General features: G+C 55.5%; 23 protein-coding genes. 5 read left to right on the plus strand and 18 right to left on the minus strand.

Annotated elements, in window-relative coordinates:
* Positions 1-32 precede the first annotated feature (32 nt).
* Together Q1B13_RS12915 and Q1B13_RS12920 are read left to right on the plus strand one after the other, a co-directional pair.
* Complete coding sequence (locus Q1B13_RS12915) at positions 33-953, plus strand: sulfite exporter TauE/SafE family protein (RefSeq protein WP_299080762.1); 921 nt, start codon at positions 33-35, stop codon at positions 951-953.
* Between the two features lie 2 nt (positions 954-955).
* On the plus strand, positions 956-1,723 hold the full coding sequence (locus Q1B13_RS12920) for a TIGR02186 family protein (protein ID WP_298935419.1): 768 nt from the start codon (positions 956-958) through the stop codon (positions 1,721-1,723).
* 3 nt (positions 1,724-1,726) lie between these two features.
* Here Q1B13_RS12920 and Q1B13_RS12925 read toward each other — a convergent pair whose 3' ends face one another.
* From Q1B13_RS12925 to Q1B13_RS12955, 7 genes are all read right to left on the minus strand, one after another.
* Positions 1,727-2,455 (minus strand): SDR family oxidoreductase, encoded by a 729-nt coding sequence (locus Q1B13_RS12925; protein WP_299080759.1) that lies wholly within the window; start codon positions 2,453-2,455, stop codon positions 1,727-1,729.
* Entirely contained in the window at positions 2,452-3,984 is a 1,533-nt protein-coding gene (locus Q1B13_RS12930) for an AAA family ATPase (RefSeq protein ID WP_299080756.1), read from the minus strand. Before Q1B13_RS12930 ends, Q1B13_RS12925 begins: the two co-directional genes overlap by 4 nt.
* Before the next feature lie 60 nt (positions 3,985-4,044).
* Complete coding sequence (locus tag Q1B13_RS12935) at positions 4,045-4,683, minus strand: acyl-homoserine-lactone synthase (RefSeq protein ID WP_299080753.1); 639 nt, start codon at positions 4,681-4,683, stop codon at positions 4,045-4,047.
* A gap of 83 nt (positions 4,684-4,766) precedes the next feature.
* Positions 4,767-5,486, minus strand: coding sequence for a LuxR family transcriptional regulator (locus Q1B13_RS12940; RefSeq protein ID WP_299080750.1), 720 nt, complete (start codon positions 5,484-5,486; stop codon positions 4,767-4,769).
* Positions 5,425-5,643 carry a hypothetical protein gene (locus Q1B13_RS12945; RefSeq protein ID WP_299080747.1) on the minus strand — a complete coding sequence of 73 codons (219 nt, stop codon included), beginning with the start codon at positions 5,641-5,643 and terminating at the stop codon, positions 5,425-5,427. The genes Q1B13_RS12940 and Q1B13_RS12945 overlap by 62 nt, the downstream gene beginning before the upstream one ends.
* Positions 5,644-5,849: 206 nt before the next feature.
* Complete coding sequence (gene ccrA / locus Q1B13_RS12950; RefSeq protein WP_120632423.1) at positions 5,850-7,136, minus strand: crotonyl-CoA carboxylase/reductase; 1,287 nt, start codon at positions 7,134-7,136, stop codon at positions 5,850-5,852.
* A gap of 113 nt (positions 7,137-7,249) precedes the next feature.
* Entirely contained in the window at positions 7,250-8,638 is a 1,389-nt protein-coding gene (locus Q1B13_RS12955) for a 1-acyl-sn-glycerol-3-phosphate acyltransferase (RefSeq protein WP_299080744.1), read from the minus strand.
* Positions 8,639-8,781: 143 nt separating this feature from the next.
* On the opposite strand from Q1B13_RS12955, the gene Q1B13_RS12960 reads away from it, so the two are divergent.
* The 3 genes from Q1B13_RS12960 to deoD all read left to right on the plus strand — a co-directional run bounded on the left by Q1B13_RS12960 (position 8,782) and on the right by deoD (position 11,922).
* Positions 8,782-10,749, plus strand: coding sequence for a protein meaA (locus tag Q1B13_RS12960; RefSeq protein WP_299080742.1), 1,968 nt, complete (start codon positions 8,782-8,784; stop codon positions 10,747-10,749).
* A gap of 124 nt (positions 10,750-10,873) precedes the next feature.
* Positions 10,874-11,191 carry an H-NS histone family protein gene (locus Q1B13_RS12965; protein WP_298935303.1) on the plus strand — a complete coding sequence of 106 codons (318 nt, stop codon included), beginning with the start codon at positions 10,874-10,876 and terminating at the stop codon, positions 11,189-11,191.
* A 17-nt stretch (positions 11,192-11,208) separates the two neighbouring features.
* On the plus strand, positions 11,209-11,922 hold the full coding sequence (gene deoD / locus Q1B13_RS12970) for a purine-nucleoside phosphorylase (protein ID WP_299080739.1): 714 nt from the start codon (positions 11,209-11,211) through the stop codon (positions 11,920-11,922).
* Positions 11,923-12,205: 283 nt separating this feature from the next.
* Here deoD and Q1B13_RS12975 read toward each other — a convergent pair whose 3' ends face one another.
* The 11 genes from Q1B13_RS12975 to Q1B13_RS13025 all read right to left on the minus strand — a co-directional run bounded on the left by Q1B13_RS12975 (position 12,206) and on the right by Q1B13_RS13025 (position 20,240).
* Positions 12,206-12,352, minus strand: a complete 147-nt coding sequence (locus Q1B13_RS12975) for a hypothetical protein (protein ID WP_299080737.1) — start codon at positions 12,350-12,352, stop codon at positions 12,206-12,208.
* A gap of 130 nt (positions 12,353-12,482) precedes the next feature.
* The gene (locus Q1B13_RS12980; protein ID WP_298935306.1) at positions 12,483-13,262 is read right to left on the minus strand and encodes a succinate dehydrogenase iron-sulfur subunit; all 780 of its coding nucleotides are present in this window, start codon (positions 13,260-13,262) and stop codon (positions 12,483-12,485) included.
* A 31-nt stretch (positions 13,263-13,293) separates the two neighbouring features.
* The gene (locus Q1B13_RS12985) at positions 13,294-13,920 is read right to left on the minus strand and encodes a sulfotransferase (RefSeq protein WP_299080734.1); all 627 of its coding nucleotides are present in this window, start codon (positions 13,918-13,920) and stop codon (positions 13,294-13,296) included.
* 99 nt (positions 13,921-14,019) lie between these two features.
* Positions 14,020-15,828: a succinate dehydrogenase flavoprotein subunit gene (sdhA, locus tag Q1B13_RS12990; RefSeq protein ID WP_299080731.1), complete on the minus strand. Its 1,809-nt coding sequence runs from the start codon at positions 15,826-15,828 to the stop codon at positions 14,020-14,022.
* A gap of 24 nt (positions 15,829-15,852) precedes the next feature.
* Complete coding sequence (locus Q1B13_RS12995) at positions 15,853-16,224, minus strand: succinate dehydrogenase, hydrophobic membrane anchor protein (protein ID WP_298935309.1); 372 nt, start codon at positions 16,222-16,224, stop codon at positions 15,853-15,855.
* 11 nt (positions 16,225-16,235) lie between these two features.
* Entirely contained in the window at positions 16,236-16,619 is a 384-nt protein-coding gene (sdhC, locus tag Q1B13_RS13000) for a succinate dehydrogenase, cytochrome b556 subunit (protein WP_299080728.1), read from the minus strand.
* 214 nt (positions 16,620-16,833) lie between these two features.
* Positions 16,834-17,496, minus strand: a complete 663-nt coding sequence (locus tag Q1B13_RS13005; protein WP_299080726.1) for a DUF1194 domain-containing protein — start codon at positions 17,494-17,496, stop codon at positions 16,834-16,836.
* A gap of 77 nt (positions 17,497-17,573) precedes the next feature.
* Complete coding sequence (locus tag Q1B13_RS13010; protein ID WP_299080724.1) at positions 17,574-18,602, minus strand: MaoC family dehydratase; 1,029 nt, start codon at positions 18,600-18,602, stop codon at positions 17,574-17,576.
* The gene (locus tag Q1B13_RS13015) at positions 18,602-18,808 is read right to left on the minus strand and encodes a DUF1737 domain-containing protein (protein WP_299080721.1); all 207 of its coding nucleotides are present in this window, start codon (positions 18,806-18,808) and stop codon (positions 18,602-18,604) included. The genes Q1B13_RS13010 and Q1B13_RS13015 overlap by 1 nt, the downstream gene beginning before the upstream one ends.
* 12 nt (positions 18,809-18,820) lie before the next feature.
* Complete coding sequence (locus tag Q1B13_RS13020) at positions 18,821-19,375, minus strand: NnrU family protein (protein WP_299080719.1); 555 nt, start codon at positions 19,373-19,375, stop codon at positions 18,821-18,823.
* A 7-nt stretch (positions 19,376-19,382) separates the two neighbouring features.
* Positions 19,383-20,240: a CoA ester lyase gene (locus Q1B13_RS13025; protein ID WP_299080715.1), complete on the minus strand. Its 858-nt coding sequence runs from the start codon at positions 20,238-20,240 to the stop codon at positions 19,383-19,385.
* Between the last annotated feature and the right edge of the window lie 174 nt (positions 20,241-20,414).

The following is a 20,414-nucleotide window of genomic DNA, read 5'->3' on the forward strand; positions in this document are numbered from 1 at the left end:
TGCAGCAGAACACCGCACATCCAGAAGAAGCCATGCAGATTTATCTTCCCATAGCCGAAGTTTCCGTGAATGCCTTTTTGCTTCTCGGTTTGGGGGGGATGGTTGGTATCCTGTCCGGAATGTTTGGCGTAGGTGGTGGGTTTCTTATGACCCCGCTGCTGTTTTTCATTGGCATCCCACCCGCTGTGGCTGTTGCAACCGAAGCCAATCAGATCGTTGCATCGTCATTTTCAGGCGTTCTGGCTCATTTCCGGCGAAAAACCGTGGACTTCAGGATGGGCACGGTCCTACTTGTGGGCGGTCTGGTCGGCGCGGCCTTGGGTGTCGTTGTGTTCAACTACCTCAAGAGTCTTGGCCAGGTCGATCTGCTGGTGACGCTTTGTTACGTGGTCTTTCTTGGCGTCATCGGCAGTCTGATGTTCGTTGAAAGCCTCAATGCCCTGCGCAAAGTCAAAAAGGGTGGTGGCGCGCCTGCCAAACGACGGCAGCGCGGTTGGATTCACGCCATGCCGCTCAAGATGCGCTTTCGCACATCGGGCCTGTATATCTCGGTGATCCCGCCAGTTCTGGTGGGGCTGTGTGTTGGGGTGCTGTCGGCCATCATGGGTGTTGGCGGCGGGTTTATCATGGTGCCCGCGATGATTTATCTGCTGGGCATGCCCACAAAGGTCGTTGTTGGTACATCCCTGTTTCAGATCATTTTTGTGACCGCGTTTACCACAATGCTGCACGCGACGACCAACTATACGGTGGATGTCGTACTGGCCGTTTTGCTGCTTGTTGGCGGCGTCATCGGCGCTCAGATCGGCACGGTGATCGGCGCACGCATGCCTGCGGAACAGTTGCGGGTTTTGCTGGCCGCGCTGGTCCTTGTGGTGTGTGGCAAGCTGGCCCTTGATCTTCTGCTCGAACCGAGTGAGCTCTATTCGCTTGGCACAGGCGGAGGGCACTGATGATGCTGCGCGCTCTTATCACCGCCCTTTGCCTGTTGTGCTTACCCGCTGCCGCAGCGGAGGAGAAAGTTGTTCTAGGCCTAAGCCAGGACCGCGTCGCAATTACCGCCAATTTCGACGGATCCGAGATCCTGATCTTTGGCGCAATAAAACGCGAAGCACCTATTCCAGATGGTCCGCCGCTTGAGGTTATCGTGGCGCTCGCCGGCCCCTCTGAACCCGTGACCGTCCGGCGTAAGGAACGCAAGCTGGGAATCTGGGTGAACACGGACAGTGTTCTTGTTGATCTTGCACCCAGCTTTTACGCGGTGGCCACCAGTGGCCCGCTGAAATCCATCCTGTCTGACACGGAGGACCTACGGTATCGGGTCTCGATTGAGCGCGCCATTCGATCCGTCGGTGCAGCAATGAACATCCGCGGCGCACAGGATTTTGCCGATGCTGTGGTGCGCATTCGCGAGAATGAAGACCTCTATTCCATCCGCGAAAACACGGTGGCCGTGGATGAACAGACCCTTTTCCGAACATCAATCGATATGCCATCAGACCTGACAGAAGGCGAGTATGTTGCACGCATCCTTCTGACCCGAGGGGGAGAGGTCATTTCTCAGTACGAAACGGCTATCGACGTTCGCAAAGTCGGGTTGGAGCGTTTCCTGTTCAACATGTCCCGTCAGCAACCTGTCTGGTATGGCCTCATGTCACTGGTCATTGCGATTGCAGCGGGTTGGGGCGCCTCTACCGCGTTCCGTCTGCTGCGCGAGAAGTGAAGCCTACCCCCTGCCGATATAAGGCATGGTCGTAGCCATTACGGTCATGAACTGCACGTTCGCCTCGGGCGGCAGGGTGGCCATATGCAGAACCGAGCGCGCGGCGTCGTCAACGTCCATCGTCGGATCTGGCGTATTGCCTTCGGCCTTGGCGGTCTCAACAAGGTTTTGAACCATGGGTGTCCGCGCATTTCCGATATCGATCTGACCGCATGCGATCCCAAACGCACGCCCGTCCAGAGACAGACTGCGGGTCAGCCCGGTGATTGCATGCTTTGTTGCCGAGTAGTGCACTGAATTCGGGCGCGGAGCATGCGCTGCGATCGAACCGTTATTGATGATCCTGCCGCCCTGCAGGCTCTGCCTACGCATAATCCCAAATGCCTGGCGCGCGGACAGAAACATACCGTTCAGGTTCACGTTGACGCTTTGGTACCAATCCTCCAATGCGATCTCGTCAATCGTACCACCTGGCGCAAAGATACCTGCGTTGTTGAACAAGACATCCAATCTGTTTGCCCGGTTCATGAACAAGCGGAATGCAGTTGATACGGCATCAGGGTTTGTGACATCTGCGACCAGAGGGATCGCATTTTGGTTGGCCCTGGCAATTTCTTCCAGTTTGCCTTCGCTCCGTGCCAACAGGCCCACGGTCCAGCCTTCAGCCAGAAACAACTCGGCCGTCGCCTGCCCAATGCCGGAACTTGCACCCGTAACGATAATGGATCTCATGTCTCTTCCGCCTCCAACGTCAGTGATGGTGCTTGTCCCGCGCGCAGGTCATCCACACGCAACTGATAGGTCGGTTTTGAGAGACGATTGCGCACCACCCAAACCAGCCGCTGTTGCGCACGTGTAATGGCCACATAGGCCAGACGTTTCCACAAGGGTTGCCCGGCCTCGGTCCGTCCCATGCGCGCAGCGGCGTAGAGATCAGGCGCAAAGACCTGCACCGTGTCCCACTGCGATCCTTGCGCCTTGTGAATGGTCACTGCAGCCCCATGCAGGAACGTCGCGCCCATGCGGGCGGCGAAGGGAATAAACGGCTCTTCCTCATCCGGTTTTTCAATTTTGACGATTGAGGCCGCACTGACCTGAGGGTCTTCGGCCCCCATCACATGCAACCGCGAAAACCCCGGCTTTCGCCCGGGCCCAAGATAAATGACCTGCGCGCCCTTGATCAGCCCCCGCGCCTCAAGATCCAGCCGTTTCTTGCGGTGTTTAAGCGGCAGCTCGATCCCGTCGCAGATCAGAGGTTCACCTGCCAATAGCTCCGTTTCCGGCGCGCCGTGAACTTGCCGGAACGCCTGGATCAGCCGAATGCGAGTTGCATTGCGCCACACCAGAACAGGGCTGCGGGCCATCAAATCAACTTCGACCCTTTGACCCCACACAACACGATCGTCGCGCCGGGCTGCGTCTTCGATCATCCGTTCGAAATCCTCGAACCCCATTTCGGGATCAGCAAGTGCATGGGCAAGATCTAATATAGGATTATCCGCGTCCTGCCGATGCACCCGGTGCAAGGTCAGTTTCCGAGGTTCAGGCAATGTGTCGAATACCATGCTGCCGGACTGGTTGACGGGGGCCAGCTGCGCAGGATCACCAAACATCAACAGCGTAGGAAATATCTCTTGCAGGTCTTCGAATTGCCTGTCGTCCAGCATTGAGGCTTCGTCGACAAAGCCGATATCCAATGGTTCGTCACGACGTTTCCAGCCTGTGATGAAGTCTGAACCGCGCAACCCTGCCGCAGCAAGTGCACCCGGGATGGACTTGTTGTTTTCATAAAACGATGCCGCGCGATCCAGTGCATCGTCGCTTAGGTCCTCGATCTCGGGTCGCTCACCATTGCCCGCAAGCCAATCCGCAATCCGCTCATATTCGGGGTCGTAGACCGGAGTATATAGAATGCGATGAATGGTCGTTGCCGGAACGCCGCGCAACCGCAGAACACTGGCCGCCTTGTTGGTCGGTGCCAATATCGCAAGGCTTCGTTTGTCTTTTGATTTTCGACTTTCATAGTCGCCCGAAACGATCTGAACACCGGTTTCAGCCAGCGCCTTGTAAAGCTCTGCAAGCAAAAGGGTTTTACCGGATCCAGCCTTCCCGATCACGGCCATCACGCCGGACGTTCCGGCCCCCGGAAGCTTGAGCAGGGCATCGTCTTCCAAGTCTACACCCGCAGAGCGCAGCATCTCGGCGATGCTGTCAAAAGCGGCGGCCTGATCGTCAGAGAATGTTAGTTTTGGCAAGGACATGGCGCGACCCTACAGGGCCGCGCCGACCATCACCAGATGTGGATTGGTGTTTTCCCGCGTTTAGGCTGACAAGGCAAAACGGTGTTGTTTGGCAGGGCCAAAAGCTGTCTTAAACCATAGGCGTGATAGATCGCGCGATATACCTGCCCGCGCGGCCACACGGCTGCAATCCTTAGCGGAATAGGGCCACAGCCCAACCGAGATTTGTTCGCGCCCTGACCCTTGGGTACCAAGGACCTGCGGCGAGGATCCAATGAGGCGATAGATACGAATCATACGCGCATCAAAAACCCCGGCTATATGCGTCAGACCGAACCCTTCCATCATTTCGCCGCCACTGAGCATGATGGCCCCGGCGGTATGCGGGCTGGCGGTGCGGGACAGGCAAAACCGTGTAACTTCCCAGATCAGTGGGCTGCGGATCGGGCTGTCGCCAGTCAGATGACCAAAGATTTCGTTTACCATAACCGGCCCGGTTGTTGGCAACACCCGCATTGAGCCACCATGACTGCCATCCGGTTCTTCCCAGATGACATATAGCGGATTGAGATCATCGTATTGATCCCGCTCTTCTCCTTTTTCATTAACGTTAACATCCCAGCCCAATCGAGTTTTGAACTGATCTGCGCGATCCTGAAACATCCCCTCTGCCAGAGCCGGAAACTTGTGCAACTCATCGGCATATAGATAACGCAACATGACTTTTTCCCCTCGTCGTCCTGTGCAGGAACGAAGGGGGTACAGACACGTGGTTAACTTACGGTTTCAGGGTCGGGCTTCCTTTAAACGACTATTAATCCTCGGCTGAGTGCAGTTGCGATTGCGTGGGTGGTGTTCTGGGCGCCAAGCTTGGAACGAGCACTTTCAATATAAACCCGCAGGGTATGCTCGGAAATCGAAAGAGAATGCGCCACTTGTGCGCGGCTGTAACCCAGCGCCAGCAAGGTAATCGCATCAATCTCTCGGGGGGATAGTCCGCGTGGTGACTCCGGTTGCCTGTCCATTTCGAACTCTAGCGCCTTACGATTCATGTAGTGCGCAATGAGGATCAATTCGCGCCCATATAGCGAGATAAACTCTTGCCACGTGTCGTCGTCACAGCTGTGATTAACGGTAAAAAGGGCAAACTGTCCGTTGGGACCGCGGATCGGGATGGAATATCCTTGATTGCCAACACCATGGCCTTTCGCGTCCTGAAGGAAGGCCTTTGCAACCTTTCCGGACCAATCAAGCGACTTCCAATCGACGGGATGAAACCTTTGGAAACACCCCAGGATAACCGGATCGATTCTGTGATAGTTTTTGTCCCGGTACCGCTCTTCCCAGGCATCCGAGTATGTGGTGCACCCGTATTGGTCTCCAGCGCCGTCCACCCAGTGATAGGTCAGATGTTCGACCTTGAGTATTTCTCGCAGCCCGAATGCAATACTGCTGAGCTCGTCAAGCGTGCTGGTGCTCTCCAAATCCTGCAGGATCTGACCCAGATCGAGTTCTGTTGCCATCCGCGGGCGCCCGTGCCTCATTCTTCATGGACGCGATCTCGGCCGCTGCGATTAGCTTGGTGTCGTCAAGCTGCTCGGCAAGCATGGTCAACCCGTTCGCGACCGCGAAAGCGTTGAGGTCCGACAATACGTCCAATATCCACTCATTTTGCGCCATCAGGGTCTCTCTGAAACAGTTAACGAAGGGTTAACACAACCATAACATGTAGGATGTTTTCCGGCATAGTCACCGGTTTCTACTCCCCAAAAACAGCGAGGGGTAAATTTGTAACCCGTTGAAAGTTGGAAGCACGGGTCAGAACGCAAAACGCCCGCGAATCCAAAATGTGATTCGCGGGCGTTTGTGTCTAAAATCAGAGCGATCTAGCCCCGTGCGTCCAGTACCTCTTCAAGCGTACGCAAACCGGTGCGCGGGGCCTGAACCAGAACTGACATATTGCCCGGCTTGTGCTCGTTCCGAAGCATTTTCATATGTGCTTCGGGCAGGTCATTCCACGTGAACACTTCGGACATACAAGGGTCCAGACGACGCTCTACCATCAATTTGTTGGCGGATGCAGCTTGCTTGAGATGCGCAAAGTGCGACCCCTGCAGGCGCTTTTGGTGCATCCACATATAGCGCACATCGAAGGTCAGGTTGTATCCGGTGGTACCGGCGCAGATCACAACCATGCCGCCCTTCTTCACTACAAAGGTAGAGACCGGGAAGGTGCTTTCACCCGGGTGTTCGAAGACCATGTCGACGTTGTTACCCTTGCCGGTGATATCCCAGATCGCCTTGCCGAACTTGCGGGCTTCCTTGAACCACTCGGCGTATTCCGGGGTGTTCACTGTGGGCAGCTGACCCCAGCAGTTGAAGTCCTTGCGGTTCAGCACGCCCTTGGCGCCCAGCCCCATAACGAAGTCACGCTTGCTTTCGTCCGAGATCACGCCGATCGCATTTGCACCGGCTGTGTTGATCAGCTGGATCGCATAAGAACCAAGGCCGCCAGATGCACCCCAGACCAGAACATTCTGACCCGGCTTCAGATCATGAGGCTCGTGGCCGAACAGCATCCGGTAAGCGGTCGCCAGAGTCAGCGTGTAACAAGCGCTTTCCTCCCAAGTCAGGTGCTTGGGCCGTGGCATAAGTTGCTGCGCCTGCACGTTGGTGAACTGAGCGAAGGATCCATCCGGGGTTTCATAGCCCCAGATGCGCTGGCTGGGTGAATACATCGGGTCGCCGCCGTTGCATTCTTCGTCATCCCCGTCGTCCTGGTTACAGTGGATAACCACCTCATCACCGACCTTCCAACGGGTCACTTTTGAACCCACTGCCCAAACGATGCCCGACGCATCCGAACCTGCGATGTGATAAGGCGCCTTATGGCCGTCAAACGGGCTGATCGGCTGGCCCAGAGACGCCCAGACACCGTTGTAGTTCACGCCCGCGGCCATCACCAGAACCAACACCTCGTGGCTGTCCAGTTCGGGCACATCGACCACTTCCTGCACCATTGCTGTGTTCGGCTCGCCGTGGCGCTCTTTACGGATCGCCCATGCATACATCTTCTTGGGCACATATCCCATCGGAGGGATCTCACCCATTTCGTACAGGTCTTTTTCGGGTGCCTCGTACGACGCGATACCGCTTTCGGTGTCCAAAGCCATGCTGGCCTCCTTTTTATCAATATCTTTGCCGCGACGCAGAATCGCGTGCTTCCCCAGATGGAATATTGACCGATGCGCAATAATGCAACCGCTTTTGCTGTATTTTTGTAATTTTATGACCCCGCACCTGCAGAAACATTTTCTGCAGGTGCATTACTCTCTGATTGCTTTTTCTTCTGCGCAGATGCGGCGTAGTAGTCCAAAAGATCGACTCGCTGACCTGAAAGCGAAAGCGTTTCCCCTTGCCTTCTTAGGATTTTCCGTTCGACCAATTGGTTCAACGCACTTTCTATGGCCTCTGAATCCTGTGTCGTCTGATCGCCATTTTGGTTCATCATTGCCTGGATACGGGATTGTACGCTGTCCTCAGGCATGGATCCGTTTTCGCGCAACACCAAACAGGCCGCAGCTGCGGGTACCAACGGAATGGCGCGACCGATGCGCTGCATCAGTTCGCGCGCCAGATCCGTCATCGCGTCATCACGGTGTTGGCTGCGAAACTCTTTCAGCGACAATGGCGCTCCATATCGTACCGAAGCGACCCCGAATCTTTTGTACCGGCCGATCAAACGCTGCCAGACCTGCTTAATGATCCAACGGGTGACAACTCCGATCCGGGCCCGGAACCGACGTTCCGATCCGAGGGCGGCGCGGGTCAGAATGGTATCCTCAAGCACGCGGTCATAATTCAATGCCACCGGAACAAAGACAACGTCCCGCCCGTTTGGCGAAGTTCCATCCAAAATATACTTTAGCAATCCAAGCTTGGGACGACCCAATGCGCCGGTCAGGCTTAACCCGCCTTCGGGGAACATCGCTTGCGTCACCCCAGCCTCGGTCGAGTGACGGACGTAACATGAAAGCACTTGACGATAGAGCTCGCTGCCTGACTTTCGCCGGATGAAATACGCACCCATAGCTTGGATAAGTCGGCTTAGCGGCCAAACCCGCGCCCATTCTCCTACTGCATAGGACAAGGCCGAATGCCGTGCAGCAAGGTAAGTCACCAGCACATAGTCCATATTGCTACGGTGGTTCATCACAAAAACTACGGTGGCCTCGGGATCAATGCCGTCGATGGCGGCTTCATCCTGATAGCTGAGGCGAACGTCATAAAACGTATTGCTAATAAGACGAGCCAGACGAATGGCAAAACTGAAATAGGCAAAGGCCGAAAACGACGGAACAATTTCGCGCGCATAGCGGCGCGCCTGTTCAAAGGCTACGGCTTCGGGGATTCCTTCCTCGCGAGCATGTCGCTGCACAGCCTGCCCGACCTGCGGATCATAAATCAGCCGCTGAATCATGTCGTGCCGCCGTGCGAGTTTGAACGGCTGGATGGGCCGTTGCAGCCGCTTGTTCAGACGGGCAACGGCACGCTCTAAACGGCGGCGAAAAAACCATCGAACGGATGGGAACAAGAAATGCGAAGCCAGTGTGACCATGGCAAAAATCACGATCAGCAAAAAAAGCCAAAGCGGAAGTTCGACGGTTTGCGTCATCCGAACACAGTGCCACCAATCGGACCGGCTCACAATCTGAACAATCGCGATATGCCGCAACGCAGCGAATTGACATATCCCGAAAATTGCGCTTTAGAACCCAGTGACGAAATTTTATTGCCCACCGACACACGAGGCTCCTCATGACGCAGATGCAGAAAGATCGACCCTGGCTCATCCGGACCTATGCTGGTCATTCCACCGCCAAAGCATCTAACGCGCTGTATCGGGGAAATCTGGCCAAAGGTCAGACAGGGCTGTCGGTGGCTTTCGATTTGCCTACACAAACCGGCTATGACAGCGACCATACTTTGGCACGTGGCGAGGTGGGCAAAGTGGGCGTGCCGGTTTGTCATCTGGGCGACATGCGGGTTCTGTTCGAGCAAATTCCTCTGGAACAGATGAACACATCGATGACAATCAACGCGACTGCGCCCTGGCTGCTGGCGCTTTACATCGCGGTGGCCGAGGAACAGGGGGCTGATGTTTCCAAACTGCAAGGCACAGTGCAGAACGATCTGATCAAGGAATATCTAAGCCGAGGCACTTATGTCTGCCCGCCGAAACCCTCGCTGAAGATGATCGCGGATGTGGCTGAATACTGCTACACAAATGTGCCGAAATGGAACCCAATGAATGTGTGTTCCTATCACTTGCAAGAAGCCGGTGCGACACCCGAACAGGAGCTGTCCTATGCGCTAGCCACCGCCATCGCCGTGCTGGACGAGCTGCGCCCACGCGTGCCAACCGAGGATTTTCCTGCGGTTTGCGGCCGTATTTCGTTTTTTGTGAATGCAGGCATCCGGTTTGTTACCGAAATGTGCAAAATGCGCGCATTTGTCGATCTTTGGGATGAAATACTGCAACAAAGATATGCCGTTGAAGACCCTAAGTTCCGCCGATTCCGCTATGGCGTGCAGGTGAACTCACTGGGCCTGACCGAACAGCAGCCAGAAAACAATGTCTACCGCATTCTGATCGAGATGCTGGCAGTAACCCTATCCAAAAAGGCGCGCGCCCGGGCGGTTCAGCTTCCAGCTTGGAACGAAGCCTTGGGCCTGCCGCGCCCATGGGATCAGCAATGGTCGATGCGGATGCAGCAGATACTGGCCTACGAGACGGACCTTCTTGAATATGGCGATCTCTTCGACGGAAACCCGGCGGTGGATGCAAAAGTCGAAGAATTGAAAGACGGCGCACGGGCTGAACTGGCCAATCTGGATTCAATGGGCGGGGCCGTTGCCTCGATCGAATACATGAAATCGCGCTTGGTGGATTCAAACGCAGAACGTCTGAACCGGATCGAGCGGAACGAAACAGTGGTTGTCGGCGTGAACAAATGGACCGAAGGTGAACCGTCTCCGCTTCAGACCGAAGATGGTGGTATTATGGTCGTCGACCCCGCCGCCGAACAAGAGCAGATCAATCGTCTGAATGAATGGCGCGCCGAACGCGACAGCGCAGTGGTTGCTGCTGCACTAGCCGCCCTGCGCGAGGCCGCGCAGACAGGCGCAAATGTGATGGAGCCATCCATCGCTGCCGCCAAGGCCGGTGTTACAACAGGCGAATGGGCCGAGGAAATGCGCAAAGTCTATGGCACTTATCGCGGCCCGACCGGGGTGTCTGGTTCGGTCTCGAACAAGACCGAAGGGCTTGAAGACTTGCGTGCCGCCGTTGATGCAGTCAGCGACAAACTGGGGCGTCGCCTCAAATTTTTGGTCGGCAAGCCAGGTCTCGATGGCCATTCGAATGGTGCCGAGCAGATCGCCTTCCGCGCGCGGGATTGCGGCATGGATATCAGCTACGATGGTATCCGCCTGACACCAGAAGAGATAGTGACCGCTGCTGCAGAAGACGATGCGCATGTCATCGGGTTGTCGATTCTATCTGGCAGCCATCTGCCCTTGGTTGAAGACGTACTGGCCCGATTGCGCGAAGCCGGATTGACCCACATTCCGGTTGTAGTGGGTGGAATTATTCCCGACGAGGATGCAGAGAGGTTGAAATCAATGGGCGTGTCAAAGGTTTACACCCCTAAAAACTTCGAATTGAATGCGATTATGGGTGACATTGTTACTCTTGTTGATCCGCAAAACCTCGCGGCCGAATAACAGTCACTTTACCAGATAAATTCTCCGTCTATATCCCCTTACTATTAGGGATAGATTATGTCGTCCTTTGGAATTAGGGTGCGCGCTTGCACCCACCACCAAAACACACTCACGGAGAAGAACAATGGGCATGAATCTTGAAAAGATGTCGCGAAAAGATCTTCTGGAATTGCGCGGCAGTGTCGAAAATGCACTTGTTAATGCAGAAAAACGGGAACGCAAGGAAGCTTTGATGGCGGCCGAAAAAGCTGCAGCAGCATTCGGTTTCTCACTGTCTGAGTTGTCAAGTGATGCACCACGTGGCGCAAAAGGGACCAAAGCCAAGCCCAAGTACCGCAATCCCGCTGCGCCAGAACAGACCTGGACCGGGCGTGGCCGTAAGCCTCAGTGGATTCACGATGCATTGAAAGCAGGCGCCGATATCTCTGATTTGGAAATCTAGCTGGGGCTTGCCTAGGAATGACAATTCATATTGGCGCTGAAAAAGGCGAAATTGCAGAAACCGTTCTTTTGCCCGGCGATCCTTATCGGGCAAAATGGGCGGCTGAGACGTTTCTGGAAGACGTCAAGCAGGTCAATAACGTGCGCGGAATGCTGGGTTTCACCGGCAACTGGAAAGGGAACGCTGTCACAATTCAGGGCAGCGGTATGGGTATGCCATCCCTTTCGATCTACGTGAACGAGTTGATCCGGGACTTTGATGCAAAAACCCTGATCCGTATTGGATCATGCGGCGGGATGCAGGACAAAGTGAAAGTGCGGGATGTCATTCTGGCGATGACATCGACCACCCTCAGCACGCCATCCCGTGGCATCATGAAAGAGATGAACTTTGCCCCGTGCGCTGATTGGGGCCTACTACAGGCCGCTGTTGCCGCAGCTAAGGCAAAAGGCACCCCGACCCATGTCGGCGGGATCTATTCGTCTGATGTCTTTTATGACGAACGTCCTGACCTGAATGAACAAATGGTGCGTCACGGCATTCTTGGTGTCGAGATGGAGGCAGCCGAACTATACATCCTGGCCGCGCGCCACCAGTGCCGGGCCCTGGCTGTGCTGACCGTATCGGATCATTTGTTGACCGGAGAGGCCCTACCGTCGGCCGACCGCGAAAGCAGCTTTGGCGATATGGTCGAGATTGCATTGCAGGCGGCATTCCCGGAAGCTGGATAACAGCATCGGGAAGGTAGCAGACCCGGCCGATTTCTAGTCATCGCTTGTCTTGCGCCGACAAATTGTTGGGCTATCAGACCCCTCTTCTTTCGCGCCACAAAAAGCGCAGATCCAGACACCCTCGTTTCGGTGCTGACGCCACCGACAATCGCGGGTCAGCGAGGAAGATCGCGCGCGCCATAGGAAGTAAGCAAACACCCCAGCGGCTAGGAGAAGCAAGAGAATGGGCATACCACTGACTTGCCCATCCTATTCGTCTTTGGCAAGCCCAACATGAATCGCATCAGGCGGCGTTGGCGTACTCGAACAAGCGCGACTCGGGTTGTTTGTCCGCCAGCATGGGCTCCGGTGTATAGTAAGCCCAGGCCTGTTCAAGCAGTTTCAAGGCCTCGCCAGCGTTGATTTTCGGTTTAGGATTTTCTGTATTCATCGGAGTGATCCTGACTCAATCTCATCACTCCTCCCTTCTTTGAAATTAGGACAGGGCCACTGGCCCTGCACCCCCCTATTTTCGCAAGCTGGGCATGCACTTGCTGCAAGTCAACAAATGCAACTGCGTATCAAACGGCGCGATCGACCATCATCTTTTTTATCTCAGCAATCGCTTTGGCCGGGTTCAGACCCTTCGGGCAGGTCTTGGCACAGTTCATAATGGTATGGCAGCGATACAGTTTGAACGGGTCTTCCAACTCATCCAGGCGCTCGCCCGTTGCCTCATCCCGGCTGTCGATGATCCAGCGATAGGCGTGTAGCAACGCGGCAGGGCCAAGATACCGATCACCGTTCCACCAATAGCTGGGGCACGAGGTCGAGCAGCTGGCACACATTACGCATTCATATAGGCCATCAAGTTTCTTGCGATCTTCGATGGATTGCTTCCACTCTTTCGCCGGGCGGTTGGTCTTGGTCTCAAGCCACGGCATGATGCTGGCATGCTGAGCGTAGAAATGGGTCAGATCGGGGATCAGGTCTTTCACCACAGGCATATGCGGAAGGGGGTAAATCTTCACGTCGCCCTTGATCTCATCCATGCCATAGATACAGGCGAGAGTGTTGATTCCGTCGATATTCATCGCACAGGACCCACAGATGCCTTCGCGGCAAGACCGGCGAAAGGTCAGGGTCGGATCAATCTCGTTTTTGATCTTGATCAGCGCGTCCAGAACCATGGGACCACATGTGTCCATGTCAACGAAATACGTATCCACGCGCGGGTTCTGCCCATCATCCGGGTTCCAGCGGTAAATCTGAAACTTACGCACATTGCTGGCGCCCTCTGGCTTGGGCCAGGTCTTTCCGGTGGTGATCCGGGAATTCTTGGGCAGGGTCAGTTGAACCATGTCAATTCTCCATTCAGCACAAGGCCGCCATTCAGCCTGTCTGGGCGTGCGCGGACGCCCCTCGATTATAATGTCCCCAATGGACAGTGTTCACGTCAAAATCCGGAGCAAGCAGATCCGCAATGATCTGCGGCTCGTCCGTGTCTATGTCAAAGCGCAGAAATCGGGGGTTGCCATCGAAATGCACTTCAACCTCGGCATGGTGCACGTCATACATATGCGCCCAGCCTTGTTTTACTTCTTCTGCTGTAAGACCATTGGCATTGCAGCATTTTTCAAGATACGCGCCACCGGAATGGAGCGCGCGCGAAGATACCCAGTCATCCCGGTTGCGCGTATTCAGTATAAAGTACGCGTCGGGGTAGGCCCTATGCAGGTCCCGAAAGAATCGCGCACCATCCAGCATGAATCGTACGTTCACAAAAGCGATGTCGGTAAACGCCCGGGCTTGGCCAAACCCGTCCAACGGCTTACGACCCATGGCGATATTCGTCACCATCCGATGAGCGATGTTGCTGCCATCGCCATCCACCCAATGCAAAGACTGGATCCCGCTGTTTTGAAACAGCTTGTGGAAGGACGTCGTGGCACAACGGTTTAATCCGATCAGGATGATTTTTGGATCGCTTTGCGCGGAATGCAGCACTTCAACAGTCATGGCCGACACCAGGCACAACAGGACTTGCAATGGCTTGTGGCCTTCGTGACGTCCTTAGGTATTTGGCGCGTGTACACCATTGCCTGATCTCCGCGCTCCTTAGAACGTGCGCGCTTTGGGCGCGATTTTGTTAAGGCTGATGCCCCCTGCATCCTCAGTGGTCAGAGGATCAACGATCACCGGACGATAGCTAAGAGCGACCTTGTTGCCATCAACACGGGATACGGTGTGGACGCGCCAGTTTTTGTCATCACGCTCGGCGAAATCCTCATGCGCATGCGCACCGCGAGATTCCTTGCGGGCTTCGGCACCAACGATGGTGGCCAGCGCGCTTGGCATCAGGTTGGTCAGTTCCAACGACTCCATAAGGTCGCTGTTCCAGACCAAGGAGCGGTCAGTGACTTTAAGGTCATCCATCTTGGCAGCAATCTCGGTCATCTTCTCGACGCCTTCAGCCATGGTTTTGGCAGTCCGGAAAACAGCGGCATCTGCCTGCATTGTCTTCTGCATCTCGAGACGCAGATCGGCGGTCGCAACGGAACCACTGGCGTTACGCACCTCGTCAAAGCGATCAAATGCCTTGTCCACAGAACTCTGGTTCAAAACCGGGTTTGCCGAGTCGGCATCCACGACTTTCCCCGCACGGATCGCCGCCGCACGACCAAACACAACAAGGTCAATCAGCGAGTTTGATCCGAGCCGGTTTGCCCCGTGTACAGATGCGCACCCAGCCTCGCCCACGGCCATCAGGCCCGGGACCACGGCGGTTGGATCGTCCGCAGTCGGATTCAGAACCTCACCCCAATAGTTGGTCGGGATACCGCCCATGTTATAGTGCACGGTCGGCAGAACCGGGATCGGTTCTTTGGTGACGTCGACACCAGCAAAGATCTTCGCGCTTTCTGAAATCCCCGGCAGGCGTTCGGCCAAAGCTTCGGCTGGCAGGTGGCTGAGGTTCAGGTGAATGTGATCGCCTTCCTTACCCACACCGCGCCCTTCGCGGATTTCCATCGTCATGGACCGCGAGACATAGTCGCGCGGCGCCAGGTCCTTGTACTGGGGCGCGTAGCGCTCCATGAACCGCTCACCTTCCGAGTTCGTCAGGTATCCACCTTCGCCGCGTGCACCTTCTGTGATCAGGCAGCCCGAGCCGTAGATGCCAGTTGGATGGAACTGCACAAACTCCATGTCTTGTAGGGCCAACCCGGCGCGCGCAACCATACCGCCGCCATCACCCGTGCAGGTATGGGCCGAGGTCGCACTGAAATAGGCCCGGCCGTAACCGCCCGTTGCCAGCACCACCATCTTGGCGTTGAACACATGCATGGTGCCGTCATCCAACTTCCAGCAGACAACACCCTGACATTGCCCATCCTCGGACATGATCAGATCGATGGCGAAGTATTCAATGTAGAACTCAGCGTTGTTCTTGAGGCTTTGACCATACAACGTATGCAGGATCGCATGGCCGGTTCTGTCCGCGGCGGCACAGGTGCGTTGCACCGCAGGGCCTTCACCAAATTCGGTCGTGTGGCCACCAAATGGACGCTGGTAGATTTTGCCTTCTTCTGTCCGGCTGAAGGGCACGCCGTAATGCTCCAATTCGTAGACCGCCTTTGGGGCCTCACGCGCCAGATACTCCATCGCATCAGTGTCACCCAGCCAGTCCGAGCCCTTGACGGTATCGTACATGTGCCACTGCCAATGATCCGGACCCATGTTGGACAGCGACGCGGCAATGCCACCTTGAGCAGCAACTGTGTGCGAACGTGTCGGGAAAACTTTGGTCACACACGCGGTGCGCAATCCCTGTTCGGCCATGCCAAGCGTAGCTCGCAAACCGGCGCCGCCTGCGCCAACAACCACAACATCATAGTCGTGGGTTTCATATTCATATGCTTGTGTCATCGTTCTGGATCCTTAAGGCGCAGGTCAAAGGGCGAGCTTGATCAGCGCGAGAAGGCTCGCAGCGATCAACGTGTAGCAAAATGCCTGCGTGGCAACGATTGTCAGCTTTTCCGCGACACCGTGCACGTAGTCCTCAATCGCTTCCTGCGCTTCATGCATCAGTTGGATCAAACCAACGATCAGCGCCAAAGCCACGATAATTACCGGTATAGGCCGGCTGAAATAGGCCAGCACCTCTTGATAAGATCCGCCAATGCCTTTGCCCAGCGCGATCAGGAACAACGGAACCAGCACAACCATAATCATTGAGCGTACCATCATGCGCCAATGCCCTTGGGTTCCCGAGCCTCCGGCCCCCATCCCCTGCGCGCGCTTACGGTCTGTCAGATATCGCATCAATCCGTTCCTTACACGAAAAACACTGTGAGAATGGTCAGAACAGTGGCAAAGACGAACATGCCAATACCCATCTTTTCCGAAGTCTCTACATCCAGACAGTAGCCAAAGTCCCAGATGACGTGACGCAGACGACCCAGTGTGTGATACCAAAGCGCCCAGGTTGCGCCCAACAGAAGCAGATCGCCAAACCAACTGCGCAGAAAATTGTCTATCGGCACAAAGGCGGTTTCAGACGTTGCCGCAGCCAAAAGCCACCAGACAACCAATGGTGATAAAACCAAAACCGCAATTCCGGACAGTCGAACCATGATCGAAGACATGGAGGTCAACTGAGGACGATAAATCATTATGTGCGGTGAAAGTGGGCGGTTGCCCCGATTTACATCGGCCATGATGGCTCCTTTTCGGTTGGCTACAGACGGTTTTACCGTTTTTTCCCACTGTGTCACGTGCTGCAGGTGCAAAAGTGCTCAAATTCGGCTCAAAAACGCAGTTTAGCAAGTTATGTGATCGCACCAAATAAACTCGTGATCACAAAACCCATTCCACATCTTCAATGTTAGCGTTTTCAAGGGCCAAGCATTGTGATCACGAATCTTCGATGCTTCACTTCAACCCGACCGTTTGCTCTACGACTTCGCGCAACAGCTTTTTTCGTATTCGTTCCGGGTAGTCTTCAAACCCAGACGCAGAAACCACAAAAGCCCCTTCTCCGACGATCACATTCTCAAAGAAATACGCCGTCAGGTCAGGCTCGCTTTCTTCGATGGCGATTGCATTGACTGTAACCCCCCGATTGCGCAACACGCTGTGCACCTTCGTGGGTTCGACACCCTCATTCGAAACCCCATCCCCCGATAGGTCTATCAAGTGGCGCTTACACTCCGAGACCGATTCAAAACTGTCCATTGTCTTTTCGAGCGCTTCGCCAATGGCAGTAGAAAAGTTGCGCCAAACCCTTGGATCCGAGGCAACTTGTGCGGCAAAGCCATCCAGTGCGCGGAAACTGTCGATCTGAGTCCAGGGAACCGTGATCTTTTGGCGCGACGCGCCCGTCCATTGCACCAGCATCAATTGCGCCTGCCCCCTGACCAGCGCTTCGGAGACAATAGGGTCACGCAAACCAGCGGCAAGGCCGTCCATCTGAATGCGAAATTCTTTGCTGTCGACCGAGCCCGACACATCAACCGCCAGCGCCAATGCCAGATCACAAGCCCATGCAGGCGGGGCGAGAGACAGGCAGACAGCAAGTGTTCGTAGTGAGACCATAACCGCACGTTAGCACGTATCGTAAAATCTGCAGTCACATGAATGTAATCAAGCCGCAGGCATCTGGTGGCCAGACGTTAGATCGGCATCAATGCCCAATAATCCAGATCCAACAAAACGTCAGGAAAGTACTTTCCGTCCTCGTTGCGCAACGCGAAAGGCGGCCCACCCTTGGTCGCCACCAATCGCAGGCGAACTGCGCCAACGCACGGAACGCCTGTCTCGGCCTTGTCCAGCACTTCAGACCAGGCCTTGATCGTATCACCTGCAAAACATGGGTTGGCGTGGGCACCGCCATTCAGACCCACGATCATCTGGGCATTTGCCAGCCCGTTGAAAGACAACGCGCGCGCCATCGAGATCACATGGCCACCGTAGATCAGACGCCCGTCGGGGCGGAAGGTCAGATCGAAGTGTACCTTGGCCGTATTTTGCCAAAGGCGGGTGGCCAGCATGTGCTCGGCCTCTTCTATTGTCACCCCATCCACGTGATCAATGGTTTCGCCGATCTCGTAGTCGCCCCACCTGTGCGCCTCACCGGACTGAACAAAACTGTAGTTAGAAAAGTCCAAACCCTGCGGGATCATCAGATCTTCAGCGGCGAGCGCTTTCTTCAGCTCTGGAACAACCGTCTCAGGTGCAGGTGCATTCAGGTTCGATTTGCGCACCATAACCCAGCGGACGTATTCGATAACAACGTCGTCGCGCTGGTTTAATCCGCGCGTGCGCACCCAAACAACGCCGGTTTTACCATTCGAGTTCTGCTTGACGCCGATCACTTCGGATTCTGATCGCAGCGTATCACCGGGATAAACAGGTTGCAGCCAGCGGCCTTCGGCATATCCCAGATTTGCCACCGCATTCAGTGAAACATCAGGCACCGTCTTGCCAAACACCACGTGAAATGCGGCCAGGTCATCAATCGGGCTTTCAGGCAAGCCGCAGTTCCGGGCAAATTCATCCGACGAATAAAGCGCGTGCCGCGCAGGATAAAGCGCGTGGTACAGCGCCCGCTCTCCGGCCGTCACGGTGCGCGGTACAGCATGGCGCAAAACTTGCCCTACGGAGTAATCTTCAAAGAAACGGCCCGGATTGGTCTTTGCCATTATTGCTGCCCCAGTTTCATGTCAGAGGAATAGTCAGCCTGAACATCCTTGGTCACGGCCTGCGCGCAACGCATTACGTTATTGGCGCTGTCAAACGCGTAAGAGGGAGAGCCGTAAAGCTCCCACCCCTTGCCCAGCGCCTCCGAGACCTTGTGGCAGAAGGCTGAAGTGTCTTCCCCGGTCAGGAGGCGATAGAGTTTGGCCAAGATGTCAAATCCTTACGATGGGAAAGGGGAAGGGCCGACCAGCCCATGGATATAGCCGATCAGTCCGAGCAGCACGATCGAGGCCACAAAGAACATCGCGTCCTTGCCATAAGTACCGGGCTCACCGGGTGTCCAATCAGGTTCAGAGCGGTTGATCACAATCACTTCGGCAACCGCCCAAGCCAACAGACCGCCAAACAGAACGATCGAAGCCAAATCACCGTTCACCAGCAGGTGGGCAAAGGCCCAGAGCTTGAAACCGCTCAACATGGGGTGGCGCATATTGTTCAGCAGACGACCTTTGGCGCCAGCCGGGCTCATCATATAGATCGCAATCAACACCAATAGATTGTTGATATGGATCATAAACACCGGCGGTGCCCAGACATAGATAAAGTCCGTCATGCGATAGCCGAAGACCATCAGCAAGATCGACACGACCAGAGCCAGAGCAACCACACCCTTCCCGGCATCGCCCATCGCGGCCCGTTGTTGGGGCATCAATCGTTTGAAGAAATGCGCGGCCCACCAAAGCGCCACGCCCAGAATCAGTAGAACAAAGCCCATTGCTGGCTTACCCCGCTTGCAATGATGAAATCGCCTCTGCTTTTGCCAGAGTTTCACGTGCAGTTGCAACGTGCAGGCTCTCTACGATTTTACCGTCGACCACGGCGACGCCCTGTCCTTGGCTTTCGACCTCTTCAAACGCCGCGATCTGCCGACGCGCCAGGTCGATCTCGTCATCGGACGGAGCGAAAGCAGCATTCGTCACATCAACCTGTGCCGGGTGAATCAGTGTCTTGCCGTCAAAGCCCATATCGCGGCCTTGCGCACATTCGGCGGCAAGCCCTTCCATATCCTTGAACGCGTTGTACACACCATCGACAATGATCAGACCTCCGGCCTTGGCGGCCAGAACACACAGGCCCAGTGAGGTCATCAGTGGCAAACGATCGGGGCGAAAATGCGCCTGAAGCTCTTTGCTCAGATCGTTGGTGCCCATGACGAACCCGGTGATACAGGGGTGGGCAGCGATCTCTGCCGCGTTCAGCATACCGCGCGGCGTTTCCATCATCGCCCAGATCGGCAGATCGCCGGTGATCCCAGCCAACGCGTCAACGTCTGCGGCAGAGTTTACTTTGGGCAGCAGGACCACATCTGCATCCATGTCACGCACTGCTTCGGCATCTGCACGACCCCATTCGGTATCCAGCCCGTTGATGCGAACGATCTTGACCCGCGCGCCATATCCATCAGCGGCCAATGCGGCCTTAAGCGTTGCGCGCGCGTTGGACTTTTCATCGGCCGCTACAGCATCTTCCAGATCAAAAATGATCGCATCAACCGGCAGGTTGCGCGCCTTATCCAGGGCGCGCTCTTTCGAGCCAGGTATGTAAAGCACCGAACGGTACGGGCGTTGACGCGGATCCATCGACCCCTCCCCAAGAAATAATGTTGCGCGGAATGGGGCATTTTTTTCAGGAAAGTTCAAGACCAAAATTGCCGCATTGCAGCATTACCCGCCAAAGCGACGCAACGTGCGTTGCCTTTACCCAATCTCCGAACCCTCGCGGCAGGCTTACTGGCATAGGTGGCAGAAGGGGCC

Origin of the sequence: uncultured Ruegeria sp. (assembly GCF_947489545.1) — a bacterium.
In the GTDB taxonomy this organism is placed as follows: domain Bacteria; phylum Pseudomonadota; class Alphaproteobacteria; order Rhodobacterales; family Rhodobacteraceae; genus Ruegeria.

What these genes read in the sequence shown, in the direction of transcription:
- Q1B13_RS13005 (WP_299080726.1), bottom strand. Translation starts at nt 17,496, where the DNA reads ATGGTCTCACTACGAACACTTGCTGTCTGCCTGTCTCTCGCCCCGCCT.
- Q1B13_RS12935 (WP_299080753.1), bottom strand. Translation starts at nt 4,683, where the DNA reads ATGTTGCGTTATCTATATGCCGATGAGTTGCACAAGTTTCCGGCTCTG.
- sdhC (WP_299080728.1), bottom strand. Translation starts at nt 16,619, where the DNA reads ATGGCCGATGTAAATCGGGGCAACCGCCCACTTTCACCGCACATAATG.
- Q1B13_RS12915 (WP_299080762.1), top strand. Translation starts at nt 33, where the DNA reads ATGCAGATTTATCTTCCCATAGCCGAAGTTTCCGTGAATGCCTTTTTG.
- deoD (WP_299080739.1), top strand. Translation starts at nt 11,209, where the DNA reads ATGACAATTCATATTGGCGCTGAAAAAGGCGAAATTGCAGAAACCGTT.
- Q1B13_RS13010 (WP_299080724.1), bottom strand. Translation starts at nt 18,602, where the DNA reads ATGGCAAAGACCAATCCGGGCCGTTTCTTTGAAGATTACTCCGTAGGG.
- Q1B13_RS12980 (WP_298935306.1), bottom strand. Translation starts at nt 13,262, where the DNA reads ATGGTTCAACTGACCCTGCCCAAGAATTCCCGGATCACCACCGGAAAG.
- Q1B13_RS12960 (WP_299080742.1), top strand. Translation starts at nt 8,782, where the DNA reads ATGACGCAGATGCAGAAAGATCGACCCTGGCTCATCCGGACCTATGCT.
- Q1B13_RS13025 (WP_299080715.1), bottom strand. Translation starts at nt 20,240, where the DNA reads ATGGATCCGCGTCAACGCCCGTACCGTTCGGTGCTTTACATACCTGGC.
- Q1B13_RS12995 (WP_298935309.1), bottom strand. Translation starts at nt 16,224, where the DNA reads ATGCGATATCTGACAGACCGTAAGCGCGCGCAGGGGATGGGGGCCGGA.
- Q1B13_RS12975 (WP_299080737.1), bottom strand. Translation starts at nt 12,352, where the DNA reads ATGAATACAGAAAATCCTAAACCGAAAATCAACGCTGGCGAGGCCTTG.
- Q1B13_RS12920 (WP_298935419.1), top strand. Translation starts at nt 956, where the DNA reads ATGCTGCGCGCTCTTATCACCGCCCTTTGCCTGTTGTGCTTACCCGCT.
- Q1B13_RS12940 (WP_299080750.1), bottom strand. Translation starts at nt 5,486, where the DNA reads ATGGCAACAGAACTCGATCTGGGTCAGATCCTGCAGGATTTGGAGAGC.
- Q1B13_RS12930 (WP_299080756.1), bottom strand. Translation starts at nt 3,984, where the DNA reads ATGTCCTTGCCAAAACTAACATTCTCTGACGATCAGGCCGCCGCTTTT.
- sdhA (WP_299080731.1), bottom strand. Translation starts at nt 15,828, where the DNA reads ATGACACAAGCATATGAATATGAAACCCACGACTATGATGTTGTGGTT.
- Q1B13_RS13020 (WP_299080719.1), bottom strand. Translation starts at nt 19,375, where the DNA reads ATGGGCTTTGTTCTACTGATTCTGGGCGTGGCGCTTTGGTGGGCCGCG.
- Q1B13_RS12985 (WP_299080734.1), bottom strand. Translation starts at nt 13,920, where the DNA reads ATGACTGTTGAAGTGCTGCATTCCGCGCAAAGCGATCCAAAAATCATC.
- Q1B13_RS12945 (WP_299080747.1), bottom strand. Translation starts at nt 5,643, where the DNA reads ATGGCGCAAAATGAGTGGATATTGGACGTATTGTCGGACCTCAACGCT.
- ccrA (WP_120632423.1), bottom strand. Translation starts at nt 7,136, where the DNA reads ATGGCTTTGGACACCGAAAGCGGTATCGCGTCGTACGAGGCACCCGAA.
- Q1B13_RS12925 (WP_299080759.1), bottom strand. Translation starts at nt 2,455, where the DNA reads ATGAGATCCATTATCGTTACGGGTGCAAGTTCCGGCATTGGGCAGGCG.
- Q1B13_RS12955 (WP_299080744.1), bottom strand. Translation starts at nt 8,638, where the DNA reads ATGACGCAAACCGTCGAACTTCCGCTTTGGCTTTTTTTGCTGATCGTG.
- Q1B13_RS12965 (WP_298935303.1), top strand. Translation starts at nt 10,874, where the DNA reads ATGGGCATGAATCTTGAAAAGATGTCGCGAAAAGATCTTCTGGAATTG.